At 58.7% G+C, this 25,621-nt stretch carries 23 protein-coding genes; 4 read left to right on the top strand and 19 right to left on the bottom strand.

Going from position 1 to position 25,621, the window contains the following annotated elements:
• Positions 1-675 precede the first annotated feature (675 nt).
• Positions 676-1,611 (top strand): LysR family transcriptional regulator, encoded by a 936-nt coding sequence (locus SINAR_RS0129285; RefSeq protein WP_028002391.1) that lies wholly within the window; start codon positions 676-678, stop codon positions 1,609-1,611.
• Between the two features lie 704 nt (positions 1,612-2,315).
• Here SINAR_RS0129285 and SINAR_RS1000000138540 read toward each other — a convergent pair.
• From SINAR_RS1000000138540 to SINAR_RS1000000138545, 5 genes are all read right to left on the bottom strand, one after another.
• Positions 2,316-2,597: an exopolysaccharide production repressor protein gene (locus SINAR_RS1000000138540; protein ID WP_084617807.1), complete on the bottom strand. Its 282-nt coding sequence runs from the start codon at positions 2,595-2,597 to the stop codon at positions 2,316-2,318.
• Between the two features lie 206 nt (positions 2,598-2,803).
• The gene (locus SINAR_RS0129295) at positions 2,804-3,289 is read right to left on the bottom strand and encodes a NifX-associated nitrogen fixation protein (RefSeq protein WP_028002392.1); all 486 of its coding nucleotides are present in this window, start codon (positions 3,287-3,289) and stop codon (positions 2,804-2,806) included.
• A 121-nt stretch (positions 3,290-3,410) separates the two neighbouring features.
• Complete coding sequence (locus SINAR_RS1000000135925) at positions 3,411-3,587, bottom strand: exopolysaccharide production repressor protein (RefSeq protein ID WP_272913712.1); 177 nt, start codon at positions 3,585-3,587, stop codon at positions 3,411-3,413.
• Positions 3,588-3,671: 84 nt separating this feature from the next.
• The gene (gene fdxB / locus SINAR_RS0129300) at positions 3,672-3,989 is read right to left on the bottom strand and encodes a ferredoxin III, nif-specific (protein ID WP_028002393.1); all 318 of its coding nucleotides are present in this window, start codon (positions 3,987-3,989) and stop codon (positions 3,672-3,674) included.
• 290 nt (positions 3,990-4,279) lie between these two features.
• Positions 4,280-4,558: a hypothetical protein gene (locus tag SINAR_RS1000000138545; protein ID WP_419761336.1), complete on the bottom strand. Its 279-nt coding sequence runs from the start codon at positions 4,556-4,558 to the stop codon at positions 4,280-4,282.
• A 19-nt stretch (positions 4,559-4,577) separates the two neighbouring features.
• Here SINAR_RS1000000138545 and SINAR_RS0129305 point away from each other — a divergent pair, with 19 nt between their 5' ends.
• Both SINAR_RS0129305 and SINAR_RS1000000137930 read left to right on the top strand, forming a co-directional pair.
• Positions 4,578-5,015, top strand: coding sequence for a hypothetical protein (locus SINAR_RS0129305; protein WP_028002394.1), 438 nt, complete (start codon positions 4,578-4,580; stop codon positions 5,013-5,015).
• 682 nt (positions 5,016-5,697) lie between these two features.
• A complete protein-coding gene (locus SINAR_RS1000000137930; protein WP_234710671.1) occupies positions 5,698-6,024 on the top strand; it encodes a hypothetical protein in 327 nt (108 codons plus the stop codon).
• Between the two features lie 262 nt (positions 6,025-6,286).
• On the opposite strand, the gene SINAR_RS0129315 is transcribed toward SINAR_RS1000000137930, so the two are convergent.
• The 14 genes from SINAR_RS0129315 to SINAR_RS1000000135930 form a co-directional block, all read right to left on the bottom strand.
• Positions 6,287-7,078: a calcium-binding protein gene (locus tag SINAR_RS0129315; protein ID WP_028002396.1), complete on the bottom strand. Its 792-nt coding sequence runs from the start codon at positions 7,076-7,078 to the stop codon at positions 6,287-6,289.
• A gap of 1,064 nt (positions 7,079-8,142) precedes the next feature.
• Positions 8,143-8,631 (bottom strand): NifX-associated nitrogen fixation protein, encoded by a 489-nt coding sequence (locus SINAR_RS0129320; protein ID WP_150852039.1) that lies wholly within the window; start codon positions 8,629-8,631, stop codon positions 8,143-8,145.
• 3 nt (positions 8,632-8,634) lie between these two features.
• Entirely contained in the window at positions 8,635-9,117 is a 483-nt protein-coding gene (gene nifX, locus SINAR_RS0129325) for a nitrogen fixation protein NifX (protein WP_028002398.1), read from the bottom strand.
• A complete protein-coding gene (gene nifN / locus SINAR_RS0129330) occupies positions 9,114-10,523 on the bottom strand; it encodes a nitrogenase iron-molybdenum cofactor biosynthesis protein NifN (protein ID WP_028002399.1) in 1,410 nt (469 codons plus the stop codon). Before nifN ends, nifX begins: the two co-directional genes overlap by 4 nt.
• A gap of 9 nt (positions 10,524-10,532) precedes the next feature.
• Positions 10,533-12,026 carry a nitrogenase iron-molybdenum cofactor biosynthesis protein NifE gene (nifE, locus tag SINAR_RS0129335; RefSeq protein WP_028002400.1) on the bottom strand — a complete coding sequence of 498 codons (1,494 nt, stop codon included), beginning with the start codon at positions 12,024-12,026 and terminating at the stop codon, positions 10,533-10,535.
• 52 nt (positions 12,027-12,078) lie between these two features.
• On the bottom strand, positions 12,079-13,620 hold the full coding sequence (nifK, locus tag SINAR_RS0129340) for a nitrogenase molybdenum-iron protein subunit beta (protein ID WP_028002401.1): 1,542 nt from the start codon (positions 13,618-13,620) through the stop codon (positions 12,079-12,081).
• Positions 13,621-13,720: 100 nt separating this feature from the next.
• Positions 13,721-15,220, bottom strand: coding sequence for a nitrogenase molybdenum-iron protein alpha chain (gene nifD, locus SINAR_RS0129345; RefSeq protein WP_028002402.1), 1,500 nt, complete (start codon positions 15,218-15,220; stop codon positions 13,721-13,723).
• Positions 15,221-15,321: 101 nt separating this feature from the next.
• Positions 15,322-16,215: a nitrogenase iron protein gene (gene nifH, locus SINAR_RS0129350; RefSeq protein WP_028002403.1), complete on the bottom strand. Its 894-nt coding sequence runs from the start codon at positions 16,213-16,215 to the stop codon at positions 15,322-15,324.
• 594 nt (positions 16,216-16,809) lie between these two features.
• Positions 16,810-17,865 carry an LLM class flavin-dependent oxidoreductase gene (locus SINAR_RS0129355; RefSeq protein ID WP_028002404.1) on the bottom strand — a complete coding sequence of 352 codons (1,056 nt, stop codon included), beginning with the start codon at positions 17,863-17,865 and terminating at the stop codon, positions 16,810-16,812.
• Between the two features lie 174 nt (positions 17,866-18,039).
• Positions 18,040-19,752, bottom strand: coding sequence for an SDR family oxidoreductase (locus SINAR_RS0129360; RefSeq protein WP_050577594.1), 1,713 nt, complete (start codon positions 19,750-19,752; stop codon positions 18,040-18,042).
• A complete protein-coding gene (locus SINAR_RS0129365; protein WP_028002406.1) occupies positions 19,749-20,327 on the bottom strand; it encodes a nuclear transport factor 2 family protein in 579 nt (192 codons plus the stop codon). Before SINAR_RS0129365 ends, SINAR_RS0129360 begins: the two co-directional genes overlap by 4 nt.
• A 465-nt stretch (positions 20,328-20,792) precedes the next feature.
• A complete protein-coding gene (locus SINAR_RS0129375; RefSeq protein WP_028002407.1) occupies positions 20,793-22,010 on the bottom strand; it encodes a cytochrome P450 in 1,218 nt (405 codons plus the stop codon).
• A gap of 27 nt (positions 22,011-22,037) precedes the next feature.
• Positions 22,038-23,360: a dicarboxylate/amino acid:cation symporter gene (locus SINAR_RS0129380; RefSeq protein ID WP_050577595.1), complete on the bottom strand. Its 1,323-nt coding sequence runs from the start codon at positions 23,358-23,360 to the stop codon at positions 22,038-22,040.
• 93 nt (positions 23,361-23,453) lie between these two features.
• Complete coding sequence (locus SINAR_RS1000000135930) at positions 23,454-24,131, bottom strand: nitrogen fixation protein NifQ (protein ID WP_084617809.1); 678 nt, start codon at positions 24,129-24,131, stop codon at positions 23,454-23,456.
• Positions 24,132-24,747: 616 nt separating this feature from the next.
• On the opposite strand from SINAR_RS1000000135930, the gene SINAR_RS01000000134015 reads away from it, so the two are divergent.
• The gene (locus SINAR_RS01000000134015) at positions 24,748-25,329 is read left to right on the top strand and encodes a peroxiredoxin (RefSeq protein ID WP_050577659.1); all 582 of its coding nucleotides are present in this window, start codon (positions 24,748-24,750) and stop codon (positions 25,327-25,329) included.
• The last annotated feature ends 292 nt before the right edge of the window (positions 25,330-25,621 follow it).

Raw genomic sequence — 25,621 nt, forward strand, 5'->3', positions numbered from 1 at the left:
TAAACCTACATTGCCGTCATCCGGCTCGTGGCAGTCCGCAATTCGGCTTTGGTGACCACAGAGCGGGCGCCGCTTCGTTGCACTCCCTCGGAACGAGTTCCTCAACGATATCCGAAGCGCATGATGAGATACTCAGTTTGCATGGCGAGGAAAGGGCGGCGGGCAGTATTAGTTCCAATTCCTTCAACTATCGGAGAGATGCCATTGATGTCCGCGGCACGTCCAACCAAGATGATCCGACCCAGGCAGCACACTGCCGACGCGAAGGTGGCGGCGGCGCCACCGCGCTCTGCCGGCGAAGTGTGGATGCTTAGTGCGTTGTGCCCTCATCGCAGTTTGAACGGTGAAATGGTCGACGACAGGCGGCTGCTGCACGCAAAGTGGCGCGGTCACGTTGCGATCGATGCTCCCTGGTGCGCGCGGAAGCCGACCCGATGTCAAAGTCTGCGCGTCTCGGCATTTCGCAGTGTAGAGATCAGCTCAGTCGCGCATTGATGTCTACCGTTGTACATCATCTTGCCTGCCTCAGGCAGGGCAAGCGACCCATGGCCTGCTCTCTTTTGTCGTTGCATGGAGATCCGTGGCGGGCCCCGAGAACCCCAGCCGACGATGCCGATTCGGCAATGGAGTTTACTATTTGGATGTCAAACATCCGTACTGCGGATACATCGAAGCATGCGTTTTAAGGGCCTTGATCTCAATCTCCTTGTTGCGTTCGATGCTCTGACGACTAAACGAAGCGTCACCGAAGCGGCACGCAGCATCACTCTCAGTCAACCGGCCATGAGTTCCGCCCTCGCCCGGCTACGCGCCTTTTTCGGCGATGAGCTGTTTACAATGCGGGGCCGCGAACTTATCCCAACACCGCGTGCGGAAGCGCTTGCCCCTGCAGTTCGCGACGCACTCTCGCATATTCAGTTTTCCATCATTTCCTGGGACATCTTCAACCCGGCCATATCGCAGCGGCGTTTTAGGATCATTCTGTCCGATTTCATGACGCATATCTTCTTCGAGAAGGTTGTAGAGCGTGTGGCGCGGGAGGCTCCCGCCGTTGGCTTCGAATTGCTGTCTCCCGATGATGATCCCGATGAATTACTCCGACGTGGTGAAATCGATTTCCTCATCGTCCCGGAACTGTTTATGTCGAACGTGTATCCCCAAGCGACACTCTTCGACGAGACACTCGTCTGCGTGGGGTGCCCCACGAACCAGCAACTCTCGCAGCAACTTTCCTTCGAAAGATACATGTCGATGGGGCATGTTGTAGCCAAGTTCGGGAGCGCGCTGGCGCCCTCCATCGAAGAATCGTTATTGCTCAGGCACGTTATCGAGAAACGCATCGAGGTCGTCGCGCCAGCTTTTAGCTTGATCCCGCCGCTGCTATCGGGCACCAACCGAATAGCGACCATACCCTTGCGGCTCGCTCGCCATTTCGCAAAGACAATGCCCTTACGGATTGTGGAGCTTCCGCTGCCAGTTTCAGCATTCACCATGGCTGTCCAGTGGCCCGCCCTCCACGACAGGGATCAGGCAAGCATCTGGATGCGGGAAATCCTGCTACAGGAGGCTGCCCGCATAGCTGCTTCGAATAAGCCCGTCGGGACGCCCTGAATCCAAACGCATTCGAGGGTGCATTTTATCGATCGTGCCATGGGGCTGCGCGCTGTAAGGTGAATTACGCTACGGAAGGACACTCCTCGCCCGCCATCACACTAAATGGGTTCTTCGATTGATTCAGACTTGAACGATTGCACAGTACGCTGGTGCTAGGTCACCGCCGCTGGCGAGTTTCACTTCAATTGCGTTTAATGCAGGCAGTCACTACGCGGCGGAATGTCGACGTCGTCCCTTCACTAGGTCGAGGTAGGCCTGCGCGTCACTTTTCAATCCGACGCGGGACCTGGCGTAACTCGGCGCGCGCCAGCGTCAATCGACGTGATGTTCGATCTCCGGAATGCCTGGTCCGCGGAACAGGCTCGTAGTAGCGATCCGGAACTCCTCCTCCAGTCCAATACTCATGGTGCACACCGTATGGAACCGGCTTCACCGATAAAAACGTCCAAGTCGAGATCATTACGACACAGCGTGTCAATCAGATTGAGCACCCCCCCGGGCCAAGTGGAAATAACGCCGCAGTCTCTATGACCGTTGGTCGATGGCATTCATTAGAGTCCGATGAGTTGCTCGCTGATGCAGGCGCTCCGACGCGCCAGATGCCCTTTTCCATCCCCTTCTCCGTCGACTTTGGCCCATGCGGGCCGGGCTTGGGGGGTGACAATCCGCCAGGCCTTGCCTTTCTCTTTGCAGTCTTCAAATCAAGCATTCCAGTTCCCGCAGCAATCTGCGATTAACTGCTGCCGAGGTCGGGATGGCGCGTCGTTAAAAAGACCGAAAACGCTTAGTGCTTTGGACATCTCTGCGAGCGCAGATAAACAGACCAGAAAGAAGACGCTTCCGATATAAGCTATTTGCAGAAGCAGCGAATGAGCGAGCGTCACGACAAACAAGCTGCGAACAGGATGTGAGACCACATAGATAGCGAGAGCATTCGTGCACAGGAGCAAGCAAAAGATGTGAGGAAAGTTCCTGAACGGCACTGCGGTTCTCCTGGTTTTCTGCTGAATGGTCAGGTCGACAGGCCTAACTGACCGGACGTTTTTCTCGGCCGATGGCTATGATCTCGCTCTGGCCGGTCGGGAAAGGCATGGTTCGTGCGATTCCATCTTTGCGGTTCCAGCGTGCGACTGCAGCTTCGAACCGCATTCTTGAGGGTTTCATACTCTGCCGTGAACATAGGCTCCATTTACGCCCGTGCCACGTCCGGATAAGCTTCGATGACACGGGCCGCATCGTTGACCAGCTTCGCGCCCGTCTTAGCGAGTTTGCGAAGAGTACTGAAGCCAAATCGGTGAATGTCACGCAGGGTTTTCGACAGAACGACGAGCCGTCTGGTCGTAAAAAGCACGCGGCCGAAGCCGCCATGATTGATTTCCATGGTTCTCAATACCAGCAAGCCGGAGCGCTCTTCGATCGCGATACCGACGGCCCGGTAAAAGACATCGAGCCTCCACAGAACGCCCGGATCAGGATCGCCTATGATTGGAATGGTACAGCGCTTTTCCTCAGGGACGGTAAAGTAGGCGAGCAGGTCAGTGTCGCACTTTTCCTTCCATGACCCGTAGGAATCCTGAGCGCGAATTAACCGCACCAGGCATTTGATGAAAGGAGTGGCAACGGCCTTGTTGTCGCCCAGAACCGAAGTAACCGTGGGATCCGATAGTGTCGCCATCGTTCAGTCCTCATTCTTAAGGTACCTTTGCTCGCCTATCCATGTGTCCTTCGGGTGCCGTCCAATGCTAATGCGAGCTAACCGCCCCCAATCATGCAAAATGCGTTCCCAGCCATGCGCATCAGGAATGGTCAGAGTCACACCTTCTTTGCCTGGTCCTTTCGACAGCTCTCCGATTGCACCTAGCCCGCCAAACCAGAAAAAGTACGCTTCCGAAGTAGGCAACTTGAAGAAACAGCGAAGTACCGAATGTTGTAATGATTACTCTGCGCATCGAATGCGAGACGAAGTAGACCATTAGAGCGTTGGCGCACAGGACCAATCGCAGGACTCGAGAAAAGATTCTGAAGGGCAACGCCGTTCTCCCGGTTGGTCCGTCAGCTCAAGCAACAGTCTTGTCAGCCGCGACGTGGGTCTGGCAGTTTTTCGGGCAAACGCGGGCGCATGCTCCGCAGCCGATGCACCGTCCGGGCTGGTCGACGACCATGATCATACGACTGAGTTCGCCATCGAAGTCGTCGTCCTCTCCATCGCAGACACCGAGGATTTCACCGGATTCGTCGATGCCGTGCAAGTGCATGACCTGGCGCGAGCAGACCTTGAAGCAGCGGCCGCAACCAATGCAGGTCATGCCATCGATAGCCGTCAGATATTCCGGCATCCATGTGGAGCCGTCGCGGGTAAAGAAATGACTTGTCATCGTTAGTTCTCCAACGCAGGCGCTCTCTCTCCACACCGGTCACCCGCGAAAATCCTGGTATGTCTTCGAAGATCTGACATGACATCATCCGTCGAAACCGGTCTCGTCCGCCTGCCCCAGCTTATCGGGGGCGGTTGCTGATCATCGGTGGCCAATTGCAATAGCTTGCCGAGGTATTTTTCGAGCCTCGCCCTTTGGAACGGTCGCGGCAGCGGGACCGGTGGGGGCATGGGGGAGGAGTGGCCCCGCTGCCTGACGTCGGCCCCCGGGGACGGGGGGCCGGCGGTTCATCATAGGCTAGGTCGACCGTCACTCGCGCCACTTCGGGATACGCACGGATGGCGGTGATCGCATTGTCGACCAGTTTCGCACCGGTCTCCGGCGAGCTTCCGAGGCTTATGGAAGCCCAACCGGTGGACTCGCGCAGTATTTTCATGAATACGATCGGGTCCGGTCGTGAGAAGCGCGCACCCCGGATTCCGCGTGGGCCATAGGCGAAGCCACCAACCGGCGCGCGCTTCGATTGCCAGCGCGACAGCGGTGTAGCAGGTATTGAGCTTCCGCAGCACGTCCGGATCGGAATCGCCGGTGATCGGGATTGTCCAGCGCTGCCGCGCGGTCCTGCGCCTTTGGGTTCAGGATCAGGCGGCGGGGCTCGGCTCTCGCGTTGATCCCGAAGATATGGACCTTCGATCCGAGGCCGACGACGGCGACGAGCGTATGTTGGCTGTTGGTGCATGCGCCGATGCCCTCCTACCAGCAGAATGCGATCTGACAGAGATCTGCCATGGTACTTTCCTTCATTGGCACCCTACCGATCGGCAGCTTTCGCCGCCTCAGTGGAATGCCTTCAAGACTCGTGCCAGTTGGCTGCTCGAGCTAAAAAGGAAATTTGTTACCTACTGTCAGACATTTAGCCAGGGGCAAAAAGGGCTGGTCAACAAGCCTGTGTCGCTTGCCCGACAAAGGTGTCGAAGCGACTGTTTGAAACCCTACACATTGCTCTCGCGGCGGCTGCCGAGCTAGAGGCGCTGACGCCTATCAGTGGAGGGCGAAGGATCGTATCCCAGCGGCCCAAACTCAGTCAGGCGTTCCAATTGCCACCTCCGTGCCGTCTGGCAGCGAGGCATGTTCACATGCCACCTGCCGGAGAAGGCCTCAGGACACCAGTTTCCAGTCTTATTCCGGCATGTAAGCAGCAGCAGGGGGTCGAACACCGCCATGTTGCCAACTCGACACAGCCGACAGCGCCGCGTCCTGCCGTATCGAATAGGGTAGTCTCGAGTGGAATTTGTCGGCGCGCCGGGCAAATGTGCCTGGCAGCCGGAAGACGGCCAAGGAGATGGTCGGGCGACCCTTCACTATCCGAGGCTGGCACAGTGCTTGCTGGTGATCCTGGGCAGGCAAGCGGCAGGGCCTCAGTCAGGCTGCTCGCCCGACAACCGACATCTACAGATTCGGATGGAGCCCAGATGAGGAGCAGCAAGGAATGACGTGCATTGTCGGTCTAATCAGCAACGGGTCAGTGCACATCGGGGGCGATAGCGCTGGTGTGGACGGCCTCTCACTTACGGTCCGTGCCGATCGCAAAGTCTTCCGTAACCAAGACTTCATCTTCGGATTTACGACTTCATTTAGAGTGGGCCAACTGTTGGCGCACTCCTTCAAGCCGCCAAAGAGGCATCCGGAAAAGGATGTCTACGCTTTTATGGTGACAGAGTTCATCGATGCGCTCCGCCAGTGCCTGAAGGCTGGTGGCTGCGCACAGCGCTACTACGAAGTCGAACGTGGCGGCACCTTCCTCGTCGGCTACGCGGGACGCCTCTTCCAGATCCGCGGGGACTACCAGGTCGCGGAGCCGGTCGATGGTTTCGACGCCTGTGGATGCGGGAGCCAGATAGCACTGGGTGCGCTCTTCGCATCCTCAGATGCTCCGCCTCGCGAAAGGTTGGAGATAGCTCTCAATGCGGCTGAGCGTTTCTGTGCCGGCGTACGCGGCCCCTTTCATTTCGAGTCCCTTGCATCGCCCGAGTGAAGAAGGTCAATTTCTGCGATCCCTTGCGGCTGTCTGTTAAGGCAAATTCTAATGGTCTTCGTTAATGGCCCAGAGCCTTAGCGAGCGCTGTCGGCCGGCGTGATTGTGAGGCCGGGAGCTGCCGGAAAGAGAATTTGCCACCAACATGCAGGAGCCAGGGCGATCCTAAAACATGTCAAATTCAATTGAGCTCATGCGATTTGTTTAGAAGGAAAGCCCTCCGCCGGGGCGGCGGAACGCAGTTCCATACGTGTTTTGCGGATCAAACGAAGGTGAAGTCCCACGCGCTCAGGCCGAGCGCGGCAAGATCGGCCTGGCTATGGATACCGCCGATATGAGCGAAATCTTCCGCATGGTTTTCGGAGGTGACATACGCCAGATGCGCCGATTGGGTGCCCGGATTATAGTACACCATAATGTCGCCGGCGTGCTCACCGGAGATATCTCGCGCGACATCGGAGCCATTGAGGTAAGATTCGGTGATCACCACCACGTGCTCGCCGTTCGCACCTGAGGCCGCGCCGCTGTAGAACGTGTCCACGCCAGACCGCGAACTAGCGTGGCTGACGAAGTTCGCGCTGGAACCGTCGCTATAATAGCCCGCCGCATCGAAGGCGAAAGTATCCTGCGTCGGGTCGAAATCCACGATGGTGGTGTTGTCCGGGTTCGGACCGTACGATGGGTCAACCCCGGGGACCGGGTCGTGGAATTGAAACACAAAGGTGTCTTGGCCGTCGCCGCCGGTCAGCTGATCCCTGCCGTCACTGGCAAAGAGGACATCGTCGCCGGGACCGCCGTAGAGCTTGTCGTTGTCCTGACCGCCCACGCGCGGTCTGTCGCGGCCATTGTCTCCGTAAAGATAGTCGTTGCCCGCGTCGCCGAAGACATGGTCATTGCCTTCGCCACCAAAGACTCGGTCATTGCCTTCGCCCGCCGAGATGGAGTCGTTTCCGCGAGCACCGTCAATCCAGTCATTGCCGGAGGGCTCGATGAGCAGATCGTCACCATTGCTGCCGAGAAGGCTGTTGTCATGTGGACCACCTTGGATTAGCACTGCTGATACTCCTTGTGGGTTAACACCTCAACACCATCTCCTTTACCCCTTATCAGACCATTGGAGTAATCGATTGATTTGATCGGACCCATCCACATTTCGGATGTCTCAGTGCGTTTCACTCGCAGCTTCGAGGGATCGACGCGGCGCGACACGGGATCATGCATGCGGTGCCGCGAGCCGGTGGTGGTGGCGCAATAAACAGATGGGCAGGCGAGATCCTGCTTCCTCGATGAAAATTGCCGTATCATCCTTCATGGTTCGCCCTCGCTAAGCTCGGGGCCCGGCTCCGGGCCCGATCCAGAGGAAGCCCCGCGCGCAGCTTATTCCGGGGGCGAGCCACCTTCACGAGACGAACACACGGTCTAGTGTTTGCACTAGGACTTGCAGCCCTCAGCCTAACTCCGCAAGGCGGCCATTACCGGAGGGGCACGCCAGGCCCGCCTTTGGGCGACATGCATCAGCGAGTTCTTTGGCCGAAGACGAAGCCAAGCTTGCGAGTGGTGCTGGAGCACGCAGCGTCGCCACCTGCGGTTTTCTCAACAAGGCCAACCACGGCGGCGACAGGCGCCTGCCGTAGCGTACATACGACCGAAAGGTGGCGCTCACCAAGTCACTCGCGGCGGATCGAGATCGGGCTGACGATAGAGGTCGATTGCAGCAATTCAATCAGCACACGTTCGGCCTCTCCCTGTTCGGGCACAGCCTAGTCCGGAATGGCAAGTGCGCATCTGGAGGCGGCGATTGTGAGCCGCGTCGCTGCCGTCTCTCGCGCATGCATTAGTGCATCCCCAGTGGCCGTCCGCAAAGCATTGAATGATATGATCGCATCCGTAAAAAGCCGGTGCCGTTCGCCTCCAGCCCTCATGGTTGTTATCCAGCTTATCCGGGGCGATCTGCTAACCATCGGTGGCGCATCGCAGCATCTTACCGAGGCATGTCCGCCTCAGGTTTCGGGCGTGACGGCAGCGGGACCGGGGAGTGGATGGAGAGATCAGCCCCGCTGCCCACGTCGACCCTCAAGCGCAGAGAGGGCCGGCGATTCATCATTGCCGGATCGATCGTCAGGCCCGCGCCACTTCGGGATAGGCTTCGATCGCGGCGATCGCATCGTCCACTAGCTTTGCACCGGCCTCGGCGAGCTTCCGAAGCGTCGCGAAGCCGAATCGGTGGACGTCGCGCACTGTTTTTGAAAATACGACCAGCCGCCCGGTCGTGAGAAGCACTCGTCCGAAGCCTTCATGGCTGATCATCATGGTCGGAGACGCCACCAATCCGGTGCGCGCTTCGATTGTAAGCCCGACGGCGGTGTAAAAGATATTGAGCCTCAACATCACGTCCGGATCGGGATCGCCGATGATCGGGATTTCACGACGCTGCTGCTCGGTGACGATGAAGTGGGCCAACAGCTGCGCGTCCGATACGCCGTCCTGCGACCCATAGGTATCCTGAGCGCGGATCAGCCGCGCAAGGCATCTGACAAAGGGGGTCGCAAGGGCCGCCTCGTCCTCGCTGACAGCAGGCGTGCCCGCGGTGATCGACATTTTTCTCATGGTTCAGTCCTCGTCCTCGAACGGCTTTTTCTCGCCGACGCCTGCTTGCGCCAACACCTTTCGCAACCACGGCGGAGGAGTTGTCCTGAGCATTTGCTGGGTCCGCGAAAGTACGTCTTGAATGGGTTCGGCTTGCCCCACTTTTATCGGATGAATTTTCGCCGATATGACCTTGGCTGCGGAAGGTCCGCCGATAGCCCGACAAAAGAGGAGGTGACAGCCTCTCAACGCGTTCACCTTCGGGGTGATGCGGTCATCGCCCTCGGTCCGATGCTTCCCGGTCTCGCTGGAGACGTCATCGAAGCTCACCGCTTCCACGAAATCCCAACCGTCGGGAGTCACGTCGTAGACTGCAAAGTGCTTGGCCGATCCGAAATGGGCGTTAAGCGCTTTCATGTCCTGCGTCGCGATAGCTATGCGCAATGCGCCGGGACGCCGGGGGTGAATCTCGTCAGTGACGAGTGAGAGGCGACGAAGGGAAGTCATCCGGCATTTCTCCGCTTCCGCAATCCGTCGAGTATTTCAGGCGACGGCATGCGCTGGTTGGCCTGGAAGACATTGGCCGCCTCGAAGATCAGGTCGCGCGTTCCCTGATAGAGAACTGTAAGCTTGTGCTGACTGCCGAGACGGTCAAATACCGGGAAGCCGACGCGCAGGAGAGGAATGCCGAGGCGCTCCGCCACCTGGCGCCCGTGCGAATGGGTAACGACAAGGTCAGCGTCACTGGCTAGATCTTCGAAATCGCCAAGATCGCCGATCTGGATCGACGCGGCCGGCACTTTCTCGAGAATTTTTGACGCACCGGTAGTGGTAACGGCCGAAATGATCTCGGCGCCAAGCCCAATGAAGAAGGTGGCGAGCTGGTACAACTGGTCCGGCTCGGCGGCGATCGCAATCTTCTTGCCGGCGAAATGGAAATGTCCGTCGAGCAGTGCGTCCTGCAGCTGTGCGCGGCAACGGTGGATTTTCGGCGGTGCCACCACGCCGGAGATCTCGGAAAGAAGCGAGACGAACCGGTCGACGTTCTTCAATCCGGTTAGCGACTGGAATACGGCGTAAGGCACACCCGTTAACTTCTGCAGCAGTTCCGCAGGGCGCCGCATATGCTCGCCGACTCCGATGCACTGCACTGCCGTTCCCAACTCATGGATGTCCTCAACACTGGTGCCGCCATAGGTGGTAGGCATCCAGCGATCGGGTACCGTGCCGTCGAGCGAGCCGGAAACGTCCGGAAGGATCACCGGCTTGAGCCCGAAACTTTCCACCAACTCGCGCAAGTGCTCGATATCAGCGACCGTGAGATGCCAGCCGGGGAGAATTGCGACCTTCTTCCGCTTCCGCGGTTGCTCGCCAGGCTTTGTAATCCTCTCGATGATTGTTGCCTTTCTCGAGGGACGCGCCTGCTGGCCCCGCCGTGTAATGCGTTGGATCATCGCGGTGACAGCCTTGGCCCAGCCCTCCTCCAGGGCGCCATCGAAATCCGGCGTGTTTGCCAGTACGATCTCCGTGCCTGCAAGTTCCTCCGCGCGCATCATTTTGATGTTGGCGATTTGCCTTTCGAAATCTTCAGAACGGGTTTCCGCCAGTGCTGTCGTGCAGATGCCGATCAGCTTCGGGTTCGCGCGTTTCTTCAAGTTGAGGATCGCCTCTTCCAGGTGGCCTTCCCCCCCCATGACTGTTGCCAATTCGTCCATCGCCGTAGTCTGCAGAGGGACCGTTTCCTTGAAGTGGCGTACGCACAGCACTAGCGCGAAGCTGGTGCAGCCTTGGCTGCCGTGGAATAGCGGTACCGCACCATCCACCCCAAGAAAGGCTAACGCGGCACCCAGCGGCTGGGACGACTTGAGCGGATTGACCGCCGCTGATTTCGTTTGGGGATGGATGTGCACCATTGGCTTTCCTCAACATTCGGCGAAGTCGCCGGCGTCGAGCCGGCGAGTTTTTAAGGGCGCGACACTCACAGTCTCGGTGTGCGCGTGCGGACTGGACAGTTGTTCCTCCACAGCAGGATCATCTTCCCATGGTGCCGGCTCTCGCACGTCGGACCAGACAGGGTTGTGAATGGCGAGGTCGATCTGGCGCACGAGTTCCACCATGCCATCATAGCCGGCATAGGGATGGTGGCGCTCCTGGTTGATATCAAGCCAAGGTGTCTTGGCCTTCAACGCGATGAACTGGGTGCGCCCGCCCGATAGCATGATATCGGCCTTTTGTTCCGAGAGCATGGCGTACAGCTCTCGAGGCGCTATCGACTCGAACATATGGTGCTCTTCCTTCAGCACCTGCTTGATGCGCTCCTTGTCTTCGACTGTCGATTTCTTGACTGAGGTGCCAACGACCTCCATGCCGATCTCTATCAGCGCATGAACAAGCGACCAGGACTTCACGCCGCCGCTGTTGATGAGAACCCGCTTGCCTTTGAGCCGCGGGCGGTATGCTTCAAGCCTTTTCCACGCAATCGCCTCCTCCTCTGCGATGAGTTTATCGGTGCGGTCGAGGATCTCTGTGTTGGCACCTTTCTTTACGAGCAGCTCAGCAATCCGCCGGAGTGCTTCCGAGGTGGCGGTGATGCCGTAGAAGGACCCCTCGAAAAAGGGGATTTGCCAGCGCTCTTCCATTTTGCGGGCAAGCTTGATGAGTGCCGTCGAGCACACCAACATGGCTGCCCGTGCGCGGTGTGAGGAGGCAACATCCCGGTAGCGGGCGTCGCCCGGAATGCAGGCGCGAACACGGATGCCAAGCCTGTCCAAGAGTGGCTTTACCAACCAGAACTCGCCAGACAGGTTGAACTCTCCAAGGATATTGATGTCGTAAGGGCCGGCGTCATCAGGCTCCACCGTGCCGATGACATGATCCAGCAAAGCCTCGCCGGCGAGCTTGTTGCCAAGGTTCTTTGAACCGACGAAGCCCGGCGCATTGATCGGCACCACCGGTAAGCCGAATTTTTCCGCCGCGCGCTTGCAGACGGCCTGGATGTCGTCGCCGATGAGCGCCGTCACGCAAGTCGCATAGACAAAGATCGCCGGCGGCGCGTACGCTTCCTTGATCTGGCGGAGGGCGTGGAAGAGCCTCCGCTCGCTCTGCCCCATCATGATGTCGAGCTCGGTGAGATCTGTGGTGAAGCTGGTGCGCCACAGCATGGGACCGGACGACGCCGTACCTCGGTTGTCCCAGGAATTGCCTTCGCAGGCGAGTGGTGCGTGAACCAGATGTGCGACGTCGGTGATCGGCTGCAGCACGACCTTGGCACCATCGAAAGCGCAGCCGCCGGCTGCCGCACCTGGCGTCGGAGGTTTCGAACAGCCCTTTTTGCGGGTGCTGGCGTCCTTCCTGCGATTTCTCTCGCAGGCGGGTTCGACAAAGGCATCCTGGATTTTGGCAGCGAGCGAGGACACTTCCTTGACCTCCAACTTCTATAGGCAGGCCGGTCTTTGCCGGCAGTGGCATTTAACGCGTGAGGTCATATGAATAATCCGTCACACCAAGCTGCATCGACTCGCGATCGAGTTTGTCGAAGATCTTGTCGAGGATCGTTGTCAGGACACGCAGTCCGCCCTGGTAGCCCATGAGCGGAAAACGATGGTGATGGTGTCTGTCGAAGATCGGAAACATCAGCCGGACGAGTGGCGTGCCGGTATCGCGCTCGAGATACTTGCCGTAGGAATTGCCGATCAGCAGGTCCACCGGCTCGGTGAAGAGCAGCGAACGCATCGCCCACAGATCCTTTCCAGGCCAGACTTGGGCATCCTTGCCGAAGGGAGAAGCTGCAAGCAGTTCCTTCATCTCCGCTTCCCAGGCCGGCGTGCCGTTGGTGGCGAGGCAGTGGATCGGCTCGCCGCCGGTTTCCATGACAAAGCGGGCTACGGCGTAGACGAAGTCAGGATCGCCGTAAATCGCGTATTTCTTGCCGTGCAGCCAGGATTGGCTGTCGGCCATGGCGTCAATCAGCCGGCCGCGTTCCAGGCGGATTGTTTCGGGGATTTCTTTGCCGGATACCTCCGACACCTTCATCAGGAACTCGTCGGTTGCCTTGACCCCGAGCGGGTAGTGGAAGGAGGTGGTAGCCTGTTCGAACTCCCGGCAATACTCGAGCGTCTTGCGGGTATTGTAGTGCTGCAGCGACAGCGTCGCCTCCGCATTGAGTGCCGCTCTCACGTCTTTGATCTTCGTGCCTCCGTCGTACATGCGGAATTCGCCGTCGGACGGCGTATCGAACTGGTCGGAGGCATCCTGGATGAAGGTGTAGGACACGCCCATAAGGTTGAGCAGGCGCTTGAGCTCGCGATTGTTCCCGACGCAGAAGCCATCGAAGCCCGGGATGATGTTAATCGTGCCAGCCGCTTTCGTACGCTCCTTGCCTTTCCAGAAATGCTCCAGGATGCCTTTGACCATGGAGTCATAGCCGTCGACGTGGCTGCCGACGAAGGCGGGCGTGTGAGCAAATGGCACGTCAAATTCGGGAGGGACCGAGCCTTCGGTCCTGGCGTTCTCAATGAAACCATGCAGATCGTCACCGATGACCTCCGCCATACAGGTGGTAGAGACGGCAATCATCTTCGGATCGTAGAGCGCGTAAGTATTGGCGAGCCCGTCGACCATGTTCTTCAGACCGCCGAACACCGCCGCATCCTCCGTCATTGAGGACGAAACGGCCGATGACGGCTCTTTGAAATGCCGCGATAGGTGTGAACGGTAATATGCAACGCAGCCCTGGCTGCCATGGACGAAGGACATGGTCCGCTCGAATCCCGCCGCCGCGAACACGGCGCCGAGCGGCTGGCAGGCTTTGGCGGGGTTCACCACGAGCGCTTCGCGGGCAAGGTTCTTCTCGCGATATTCCCAGGTTTTGGTGTGTTCACTTTGCTCAGTGACGATCTGTTCGGCGTGGGGGCATTCGAAATTAAGCTTCTTCTCTGCGAGCATCTGCCTGTATTCCGGCTCGCGGAACAGGGGAGCATGGTCAAGAATTTTTTCGGCCGATTGCGGCATATTGGTCACCCTTTTTCATCTGGCCTCGTCGAACGGCGGCACAGAACACGTTCGAGACGTCTAGTCTCCCGCGGGTTCCTGCCCGCGGAAGACCAAGCTTTTATTCGGCTGCTAGCCGTTCCGCAGGCACTGTCGTTTTCTTCCAGGGCGCGTCGTAGAGGTCCCAGACCGGATTGTTGATGGCCAGATCCATGTCGCGGGCGAAGATGGCGAAGCCGTCATAGCCGTGGTATGGGCCGGAATAATCCCATGAGTGCATCTGGCGGAATGGTATGCCCATCTTCTGCACCGGGTACTTCTCCTTGATGCCGGAGCCGACAAGATCGGGACGAATCCTCTCGATGAACTTATCCAGTTCGTAACTGGTGGCGTCGTCATAGATCAGGGTGCCTTTCTTTGCGTAGTGGCCGGTGCGCTGATAGTCGTCGTTGTGGCCGAATTCGTAGCCGGTGCCCACGATCTGCATGCCGAGGTCTTCATAGGCGGTGATGACGTGACGGGGGCGCAAACCACCCACATAAAGCATCACTCTCTTGCCCTGGAGGCGCGGCCAATACTTCTCAACCACAGCATCGACCAATGGCTGGTACTTGGCGATGACCCTCTCGGCCCTTTCTTCAATTGTTGGGCCGAAATGCTTGGCTATCTTGCGCAGGGAATCTTCGATCTGGGATGGGCCGAAGAAATTATATTCCATCCAGGGGATGCCGTATTTTTCCTCCATGTGCCGGCAGATGTAGTTCATCGATCGGTAGCAATGGATGAGGTTGAGCTTGGCTTTCGGGGCACGTTCCATTTCCGCAAGCGTGGCATCTCCCGACCAGTTGCCGACGACGCGCAGCCCAATCTCCTCGAGCAGGATGCGCGAGGCCCAGGCGTCGCCGCCGATGTTATAGTCCCCGACGACGTTAACGTCGTAAGCGCCAGTTTCGAACTCGACTTCGTCCTTGTCGAAGACCCAGTCACGTATGGCATCATTGGCGATGTGGTGGCCGAGCGACTGCGAGACGCCACGGAAGCCTTCGCAGCGCACCGGCACGATTGTTTTTTTGTGCTCCTTGGCCTTCTTGCGAGACACCGCCTCGATGTCGTCACCAATGAGGCCGATCGGACATTCAGACTGAACGGTGATGCCCTTGCTCAGGGGAAACAGATCCTCGATCTCATCGATGATCTTTTCCAGCTTACCGTCGCCACCGAAGACGATGTCCTTCTCCTGAAAGTCGGAGGTGAACTGCATCGTCACGAATGTATCGACGCCTGTCGTGCCGACATAGTAGTTGCGCCGCTGCGACCAGGAATATTGACCGCAACCGACCGGTCCGTGCGAGACATGGACCATGTCCTTGACCGGGCCCCAGACCACGCCTTTCGAGCCGGCATAGGCGCAGCCGCGGATTGTCATCACGCCTGGAATGGACTTGATGTTCGACTTTACGTCGCATTCGGAGATCTGGCCTTCCTCGCCGACCTCCTCGCTGTCCGTTGCGACACTGAGGTGCTTCTGGCGACGCTTCGCCGCTTTGTTTGGGTACTGCGACAGCACTTGCGTGATAAGCTCCTCATGGAAAGCACTGTCATTCTCGTAATCGAGGCTCATTGGGCCTGCCCCCTTGTCGAGATTTGGGTGATGCCTCCAGGAAGAGGCACCGTTGGTGGAATATTGCGCCGGTTCAGTTCCGGACACTTCTGTGGCTGCAGTCACTGGGCAGCTGCTACCGCCGCTTCCTTGGCCTGGAGTTCTGCAAGCATCTGCTCGTCGGTCTTCATGATGCCGAAGTCGAGCAGCATGTCTTCCAATTCCTCCATGGTGATTGGGGTCGGGATGGTGCCTTGACCCGAATTGGCATGGATCTTCTCAGCTAGCGCGCGATACTCCGCCGCCTGTTTGGACTCCGGCGCATACTGGATAACCGTCATCTTCCTGAGCTCGGCATGCTGGACGATGTTGTCTCGTGGCACGAAGTGGATGAGCTTGGAATTGAGCTTGGCCGCCAGTGCCTCGGCGAGATCGAGTTCGCGGTCGGTCTGGCGCTCATTGCAAATCAGACCGCCGAGCCGCACGCCGCCCGAGTGGGCATATTTCAGGATCCCCTTGGCGATGTTGTTGGCGGCGTACAGTGCCATCATCTCACCGGACATTACGATGTAGATTTCCTGGGCCTTGTTTTCGCGGATCGGCATTGCGAAGCCGCCGCACACCACGTCGCCGAGCACGTCGTAGGAGACGTAGTCGACATCATCGTAGGCGCCGTTTTCTTCCAGGAAGTTGATCGACGTGATCACGCCGCGTCCGGCGCAACCGACGCCTGGCTCGGGGCCGCCGGACTCCACGCATTTGATGCCTTTGTATCCGACCTTCAGCACGTCCTCGACCTCGAGGTCTTCCACCGAACCTTCCTTTGCCGCGAGATGCAGTACCGTGTCCTGCGCCTTGGAGTTCAGGATGAGGCGGGTGGAGTCGGCCTTGGGGTCGCAGCCCACGATGAGGATCTTCTGCCCGAGGTCGACAAGAGCGGCGAGCGTATTTTGTGAGGTGGTGGACTTACCGATACCACCCTTCCCGTAAAATGCGATTTGACGCAGACCTGCCATGTTGCTTTCCTTCGCTGGTTCGAACCATTGCGGTTGCCCGCAACGTGATGCCGCCGGCAGCTTCCGCCGCCTGCGGAAGAATGGTTACAAAACCCGTGCCAACTCGGCGCAGTGGACAGAACAGAGGCTGGTTGTCCTTAGTTCTCAGCTGCTTAGATCGAAACGAGATCACCCTCATCACAAAGCAGATCTTGTCGCGGAACCGACAATTGTAGCCACAAATTGTCGTATAGCGTTGCCTCTCACACGTTGCGAACCCGACAAGATCATCCTGCCGACGGCTCTTCTCGGAGGCATTGTCAGCTCGAAGTGCCAGCCATCCGACAAGTCTGGTTCAGAGGGCTTTTTTTCGCCTGCACCAGATCAAGTATCGCGACTGATTTGGGCTGGCATCGGAGCTCACATGAGTATTGCCGCCTGAAGCCTGCTTGTCCGTCGTATTAATGTTATGCGAACTATGATGATCCACGAGCCAGCGCTTCACGAAGAGTTCAGCTGTAATGTGTGCCGACATCTGCGCCGCTGGCTTGAACTTGCCGGCACTCGGCGCCAGAGGGGAAGTGAGCTGACCTGAAAGTCAGGCACCATACACTTTCAAGCGTCCGCCTGCCCAAGAGACTTCTGGACTGCTGGGATGATCCTGTCTCCCCAGAGCTCTATCTGGCGCAGCATCGTCTTCTGGTCCAGATCCCCCAACTGGGTCTGAATTGCAATCTGGTCCGGCTTCAAGACGTCGATCTCCTCCAGAAGGCGATCAATCACGCGATTTATGCTGCCGATCGGCAGGTTCTTGCGCATGGTATCGAACGACAGATCCTGATGCGTCGGCGTCTCCTCCAACAGGTAGCCGTCCTGACTCTGTTGCCGACGCTGATGCAGTGCCTCGGACAGCCGGCGCTGGAAGCGGGCGTTATCGAGGTAGCTGTTGATTTCCGCGCTATCATCGCTGGCATAGCAGCAGCGCAGCAGCGATATCTTGGCGTCGCGGACCTTCTTGCCCTCGGATGCGGCAGCGGTCTCAATGATGCCGCGCAGCATGCCTAGAGTTTCCAAGCCGTCATGGAAGGCTGTGACGAAAAGGTTGTGTCCCTCACGATAGGCTCGGACGGCAGTTTTAGGGGACGCGGTAGCAATCCAGATCGGCGGCGTCGGCTTTTGCAGGGTGCGCACCGAAATCGCCGTTGGGGGTATCTGCATGTAGTGACCGCTGTGGGAGAATATCTTTTGCTTTAGACCCTTGAGCAAGATGTCGAGGTATTCTGAAAAGACGGCCGGCGCCTCATCTATATCGACGCCGAAGCGGTCGAATTCGAACTGCTGATATCCGGAACCAACGCCGAGTTCGAGTCGGCCGTTGGCAACGATGTCTGCAAAGCCGATTTCTGCTAGCAGGCGCTGCGGTTGATAGAGCGGCAGCACGCAGACTGCGGTGCCGAGGCGAATGGAACTCGTCAATCCGGCACAGTGGGCTACCATCAGCAAGGGCGACGGGACGAGGCTGTAGTTGTTGAAGTGGTGCTCGGCGAACCAAGCTGTGCTGAAACCAGCCTGCTCCGAAAGAGTGGTCTGCTCTATTGAGTTGCGGATGACGCTATCGGGAGATTGGTGATAGCCGCGCTGGGCGGCCAGAATAAAGGTTGCGAACTCCATGGTGTCTCCTTGTTTGCGGATAGGGACGTGCAGCTCGTGATTGGCCCGGGCGGTCAGTCCGCGCATCTAGTGCTTGGAACGGCCTCGATTCACGAGCATGCTCCCATCATCGACGAAACGACTGGTCGCCGGGTCTGATTGCGCCAGAGCGCCACAGCTGAAACGTGGAAATCCTCAGCTTCGAGTCGCCAAACCCAGTCGCCTCGCCGCTCGCCGACGCCACTTATTCTCCGCGGAAATCGTCCCATCGAGTTCGCTGGGGAACCCTGCGTCTCTGGACGCGGTCCAGCCTCCGTCCACGTGCAGGACCGAGCCGCTGATGTAGGAGGCATCAGACGAGGCCAGGAAGTAGGCAGCTTCGGCGACTTCTTCCGGGTCCCCGGCCCTACCCAAGGGGATCCCCTGTCCGAGCGATGTCTGGTCCATGCCGGTTGTCGTTTCCGACTGGATGCCGCCAGACGCGCGGATGTGGCCTGGAGCGACCGTGGCTGTCCGGATCCCAAGAGGCCCGAATTCGGCCGCCATGCACCGGGTAAGCATGTCTATGCCAGCATTGTATGCGCCGCGGGCATGACTCGTCGCGACAGGTAAGGGGCTGCAACTTGACCCGAGATTCAGGATTACGCTGCCAGGTCGCATCGATACCGCGGCCTCGCGCACGCAGGTGAAGGCACCAGTAAGATTGACATCGAGAATGTCTTTGAGGTCTCCCGGCGCCTCATCAATATCGGAGACGAGTGTGTCATTCATGCCAGCACCGTTGACGAAGACGTCGATGTGGCCGAAGCGCTCCCGCAATTCTTGGAAGAGCGCGACGACCTCGCTCTCGACTGTCCTGTCCACCCGTCTTGACAGGTGCCTGTCACCGAGCAAGTCAGCGAGCTTTGCCGCTGCACCACCGTCTCCATCAGCGATCACGACCGTGTCGCCGTTCGCGGCAAAGCGGTGAGCGATGGCCGCGCCTATGCCTTTAGCGCCGCCCATGACGACTACCGTTCGCGCATCGGTGCCTTCGATCGGGCGTGAGAGCTCTGCTCCGGGCGCCCCACCCCGCGCCGGGTACGCACCCCCCGGCTGGTTGAATGACATCCAGCCACCATCGACCACAAGCGTCGTTCCGGTGATGTAACCTGCCTGTTCGCTGGCCAGAAAACGCACAGCCCGCGCGATCTCGTCGGGACGAGCCAGTCGGCCTATTGGTACGCGGCGCCTTATTGCGCCGACGTCGACCTTGCCAGTTCGCTCTAGTTCCGCGACCATTGGCGTGCGAACGTAACCTGGCGCTACCGCTGTCACGCGGATGCCGCGCGAAGCCCATGCGCACGCCAGCGATTTCGTGATTGAGATCAGAGCCGCTTTCGAAGCGGCGTAGCCATTGCGCTTCGGGTTGCCAAGGAGGCCAGCCATCGAAGCAACATTGACGATGGCGGCGCCAGGTTTCATCAGCTTCGCGGCTTGGCACGCCATCGAATACGGCCCGATGAGGTTTACTGCTAGAGCGCGTTGAAAATCTTCGACACGAGTATCGGCGGTCGCAGCCATGGTAGGCCCTATCCCTGCATTATTGACAAGCACTCCAATGTGCGAGAATCGTTCTGCGAGAAGGGTATGGAATGCGACGACATCGTCCTCTCGCGACACGTCCAGCTCAAGGCCGAGGTGGGGCTGACCGAGATCACGGCCTAGTTCAATGACGCCGCTGCGCGGGAGGTCCACCGCGACGACAGTGTCTCCATTCGTAGCGAAAGTATCGACCAGCGCACGGCCGATACCCCCTGCGGCACCTGTGACGATGATGACCCGTCCCGACTGAACCGAGCAATCGTCAAGGCGCGTCCTCTCCGCACAAGCGCTGGCAGCAGGAAACGGAGCGTAGCGTCGTATCATGGTTCTTCTTCTCCACTGGCAATCGGGTTCTTTGGATGATTTTTCGGGGGAGTGCGCCGCTTCGAAAGTTCGTAGACGGGATCATTCGGATACGGTGCCCCAATCGGCTGGCGAAGACCGAACCGCTCTGTTTCCGAAGACGTCGGAGGCCTCTGTTCTTCGACCCAATCATAGACCACAGCGCGTTCGGCGATGCGCCACTCCCCTTCCCGTTTCTGAAACAGATCACAGTAGCGTCCGCACAGGAGCACCTGCTTCATCTCGCCTGACTCGTGGGGACCGCGCTGCAGCGCGGTGAAGTAGCTCTCGACGACGGCCTCTGCCGGGCCCAGGAACTCGATCATTATGTTTGCAAGCTGGTGGATGTTGCGCGGCTGGGTCTTGAAGTGGCTAAGCGCAAACTGAATGAACCCACCGGCAGAGCCGGAGTAACTCCCGTGATTGTCACGGGCATCGGGCCAATAGCAGCTGCGCAAAGCAGCCTCATCTGCCCGGTCGATTCCTCGACAGTAACGATAGAGACAGTCGCGGATTGCTTCTCGGTCGAAGAGTTGAGTTATGCTTGTTTGATTCATGGGCTCTATAGAGGTTCTGAACATCTATGAAGCGTGTCCACGGAGCAGGCTTTATCGGCAAGGATTCGCGCATCCGCCGCGCCATGCTCGCGCTCGGCCCGCAAGGATCGGAACACGGAGTCTTCGAGATTTCCCCAAAAGGGCTCTTCTACGGTCTTTCTCACCTTGTTCTTCCTTTCGTTTACGACGGTCCACTTTGAAGTGGCACTCGAACACTCGAGGCTGCAGGCGTGTGCTCACTGGCAACCTGCCGCCGCCGCCCAATGGGGCTAGTTCAAAGTTCATGCCAATTTGGCCGACAGGCCAGAACTGAACTTTATAGTTTCCTGTTCAGCTACTTAGCGCAAGGGCCCTAAACAAGCCTGTGTCGTAAGACCGACAAAGGCGACAGTCATCGTAAGGCCTTTCAAGCCGCTGTTAAGGGCACCGAGCGATGAGGCGTTCTGCGTGCTGGCCGGGGCCCGATCAGGCCCAAGTCAGAACGAGATCCTTGATCCCGAAGACATGACCGCCATGGGTAATCGGCGCAGTGCCTTCCTTGATGCGGAAAGCTGGGATGCGCGCCAACCATTCACGTAGGCCGATGACAATTTCTCGCCGTGCAAGGTGCGCTCCGAGGCAAAGGTGTGGACCATAGCCAAAGGCGGTGTGGTGGTTATCGTGTCGGGCCAGATCGATAGTGTTGGGGCACTCGAATTCATCGGGATCGCGATTACCAATCATCGTGGCGCAAGAAACATAATCACCCTTGCGGATCGGCACGCCTTCGAACTCGATGTCCTTCGTGGCCACGCGGATCATCTGAACGGTTGAATAGGCGCGCAGCAACTCTTCAGCGGCGAGCGCGACCCGATCCGGTTCATTCCGCAACAACTCCTGGTCCTTTGGATTGCGTGCAAGATAGGCCAAGTCAAAGGCTATGGCGGCTGCGACCGTGTCGAGTCCCGCGACCAAGAAAAGCACACCGATGCCACGGACTTCCTCTTCTGTTAAGGAGCGGCCCTCAATTTCCGCCTGCACGACGAAGGTCATGAAATCGACAGCTGGGGCCTTGCGGCGCCTCGCTGCAACTTCGTCAATGAAGGCAACGATCGATCGGGCTGCTGCCGTTCGCTTGTCCGCGTTGCCGTGGAGCAAATCGCTTACCCAGCCGACAAAGACTTCGGAGCGCCTCTGCGAAAGCCCCAGAAAGCTAAGGAAGACGCTGACCGTGAAGGGCACGGCAAAATCCTTCATGACGTCACAGCTGGTTTTCTCTGTCGCTATGCCGTCGATCAGCGCGCCTGCTCTGTCGCGGATAGTCGGCTCCAGTGCCACCACCCGCTTGGACGAGAACAGAGGTTCTAGCAGTGCACGAAACACGCCATGAGCCGGTGGATCCAGTTCGAGCGGGATGACCGGCCAGTGTTCGCCCAGTGCGGAGGCGAAGATGCTGCGATGGCTGGAAAAGGTCCCTGTATCCCGCAGCACCCGGCGCTGGTCTCTCGCGCGTGTGATGACCCAGGTGCCTCGTCCGTCGCGCGTGTTGTCAGGAGAGTAAAAGATAGGTGGGCCGTCATGAGCGCAAGCCACGGCAGCATGCGGATCCCCGTTAGGCGTCGGCGCCATGCCTGGCGAGGTGAAAAGACTGAAGTCCCGCACCAGTCCGGGCGGAACATGATCTGGAATGGGATTGGTCTTCACTCGCGTTCTCCTTCTGTCAAACACTCATCAACTGCGCCCGGACGCCGGCACGGTCTGGATCGTCGCCTTGCCTGCAAGGGCAGTTGCAAGCTGCGCTGGGGCAAGCTCGTTTTCCCATTTGGCCACCACAACCGTTGCAACCGCATTACCGATTAAGTTGGTGAGCGCCCGGCATTCGGACATGAAGCGGTCGATGCCGAGGATCAGCGCCATGCCGGCGACCGGTACCGACGGAACGACCGAGAGAGTGGCAGCCAGCGTGATGAAGCCGGCGCCGGTGATGCCGGCCGCACCCTTGGAGCTCAGCATGGCGACAAGCAAGAGCAGGATCTGGTCGCCGTAGGAGAGCGACGTATCGGTCGCTTGCGCGATGAAGAGCGCCGCAAGCGTCATGTAGATGTTGGTGCCGTCGAGGTTGAAGGAATAGCCGGTCGGGATGACGAGGCCGACCACCGAACGCTTGCAACCCGCCTTCTCCATCTTGTTCATGAGACCCGGCAGCGCGGCTTCGGAGGACGAGGTGCCGAGCACGAGCAGCAACTCCTCCTTGATGTAGCGGATGAGCGAGATGATCGAGAAGCCATTGTAGCGCGCCACCGCGCCGAGCACGACGAAGACGAACAGGAACGAGGTCAGGTAGAAGGTGCCGATCAGCATGGCCAGGTTGGCGATCGAGGCGATGCCGTACTTGCCGATGGTGAAAGCCATGGCGCCGAAGGCGCCGATCGGAGCGGCCTTCATGAGGATCGCGACGAGGCGGAAGATCGGCAGCGTCAGCGCCTGCAGGAAGTCGACGACGGGCTCGGCCTTCTTGCCGGCCGTGGCGAGCGAAATGCCGAAGAGCACTGAGATGAACAGCACCTGGAGGATGTCGCCTTCGGCGAAAGCACCGGCCAGCGTCGTCGGGATGACGTTTATCAAGAAGCCCGTAACCGACTGCTCATGGGCCTTCTCGGCATAGCTCGTGACCGCCTTCGCATCGAGCGAAGCCGGGTCGATATGCATGCCGGCGCCTGGCTGCACCACATTCGCGATCATCAGGCCGACGACGAGCGCCAGCGTCGAGAAGGTCAGAAAGTAGATCATCGCCTTGCCGGCGACGCGGCCGACCTTGGCGAGGTCGGTCATGCCGGCAATGCCGGTCGCGACCGTCAGGAAGATGACTGGCGCGATGATCATCTTGACGAGCTTGATGAAGGCGTCGCCGAGTGGCTTCAATTGGGTGCCGAGCTCGGGATAGAAATGCCCGAGCAGGATGCCCGCGGCGATCGCGGCCAGGACCTGGACATAGAGATGGCGATAAAAAGGTGTCTTGGCGCTGACCTCCGCGGAATGTTCTGCGATCAACATGATATCCTCCACATGGTGAATGCGTGTGTTGTCAACCGAGCATGATGAATTGGCGAAAAGGCCTCGCAGCGGTTACAGCCGGCGTAGGCGGCCCTATTTGACCTCCACGCGAACACTTTCGCCTTCCTCGGGGCAAAAGCAGCTCTCCAAGTCCTTGCATTCCCGGCAAGTGGGCGCCGTGCACAGCGAAAAGCCCTCAGCCTCACAGAGCTTGCGGTAAAGGTATCGCTTCCATCGCATGTTGTCGGTATTGCCGGCCGCAAGCGTTGGGAAATGTGTGGCGAGCAATCGGCTGAGTTCGACCCGATCGAAAAGACCAAGCTCCCTCCAGAGATGGTCGTGCCGCAGGGCACGGCGGGCTATGATCTTGGCGAAACGTACGCTTGCCGAATCGCCCGCTCGAGCATGCGCAAGCAGCAGATCCCGCAGAAGTTCCTCCTCCAGGCCGGGCTCCACATCGCTTACCTCTACCAAGCGAAATGCGTGAATAGTTGGGGCGGGGAAACTGCCGTTCAGAATGTCCCGCAGCTCGGCTTGCGTGAGGCCCGTTGCCTCTGTGGCAGTTGCCTCGCCGGCATCGATTTCCTCGAGTGCGCGCGAGAGGACACACGCAAGCACGTACTGATCGAAATCCATTTCGAGGTCTACAGGCGGCCAAGGCCCGAGGCCAAGCAGTTCAGATAATTGTCGCCAACCGGGCCGGTCGGACATTCTGACTCCGAGTGTTGCTCTGCCTTTCGGCAAAGTGCGGACTTCAGCTAGATTTGACATGTTCCGTTCCTTCCCTTTTCGTTCCACACACCGGAGCGCCCGCGAGGTGCTTGCCGCACGACAATTCTTGCCGCGTCGTGCCGGGGAAGTTTCAAAACTCGTGCCAATCGAGTCTGTTGAGGCAAAGAGTAACTTTGTGGTTGCCATTCAAGGACTAAATGAAGGTCTGCTAGGAGGCGCAGTTGAATGCGGCCGTGTCGGAAAGACGACAAGGACGATATGAGATGTCGGTTCCCTGCCAAAAGCAGCGGCCGGATTCTTTAACCGGACATCCTGAACCGTCGATCGGCAGTCTCCGGAAATTTCGGCTTTGCAGGCGGTAGCGTTGGTAGGTGCGAACGGCCGCGAGGCGATGGCGCGGCGGGTTGACGCCCTAGAAGGTGCGTATGCTGGGAGCTAATGCCAATGGCCGATACGCGCACACCAACATGGCGCGCGACAAAGCAGTCCTGTTGCAGCTTGGATGTCAAGTGGCACGGCGCTTGCTGTCCGCTCGTTGGCAGCCGACAAGCTGCCAATCAAGTAACGGTGTTTCGCAAGAGGATCCAGAGCCGGCGAATGCACCATTCTTGTGTAAGGAGCAATGCTGATGCCCATGGAAGAAGGAGCAATGCTGATGCACGTGAAAAAAAGAATCCCCTTCGTTGCCTTTCGCACGCGCGTTCGCGACGAGACAGTGGAGGGGCCAAATCCATACCGGTGGGAAGTCAAAACAACCGACGATTACTTCAGTGGCAAGCGCGTCGTTCTGTTTTCGCTTCCAGGTGCGTTCACCCCGACCTGCTCAACTCACCAATTGCCCGATTTTGAGAAGCTTTATGACGAATTCCGGAAGGCCGGAATCGAGTCGGTCTACTGCCTGTCAGTCAATGATGCCTTCGCGATGAATGCGTGGGGCAAGGCGTTGGGCGTAGAGAAGGTCAAGCTTATACCGGATGGTTCCGGCGAATTCACTCGCAAGATGGGCATGCTGGTCGCAAAGGACAATCTTGGCTTCGGGATGCGCTCTTGGCGCTACGCTGCCGTGATCAATGATGGCGTGGTGGAGCAATGGTTCGAAGAGGAGGGCTTCTCGGACAACTGCGAGTCTGATCCCTATGCGGTCTCTTCTCCGCAGAACATTCTTGAAACTCTGAGGACTCGCAATACCGCATCCGCCTCAAGCGGTCCTCGACAGGATTTTGATACTTCGGTGTGAACTTTCCAGCCCAACGTTCTGGAGCCCGGGCGCTGAGTTTGAGCCCCGCAGCTGGCGGGTCGCCACTAAACGGCCCTCGTCCATCGCACTCTCACTGATCCCCGCGTCGCGGGAAATCGGAGTTCTAGGGCCTCTGCAACCCGTCCCGGTTCGCCGCTCCTGGATACCTGCAACGGCACCCCGTCATCGTGTGGAGCTGCCCTGCCTCGCGGGGGCGGGAGACGCTCAACGCTCCCGCACGCCGTCATTTGAGAGACCATACCCAGACTACGGTAGTCGATAAACAAAAGTA

It is taken from the genome of Sinorhizobium arboris LMG 14919, from assembly GCF_000427465.1.
GTDB classification, from domain to species: domain Bacteria; phylum Pseudomonadota; class Alphaproteobacteria; order Rhizobiales; family Rhizobiaceae; genus Sinorhizobium; species Sinorhizobium arboris.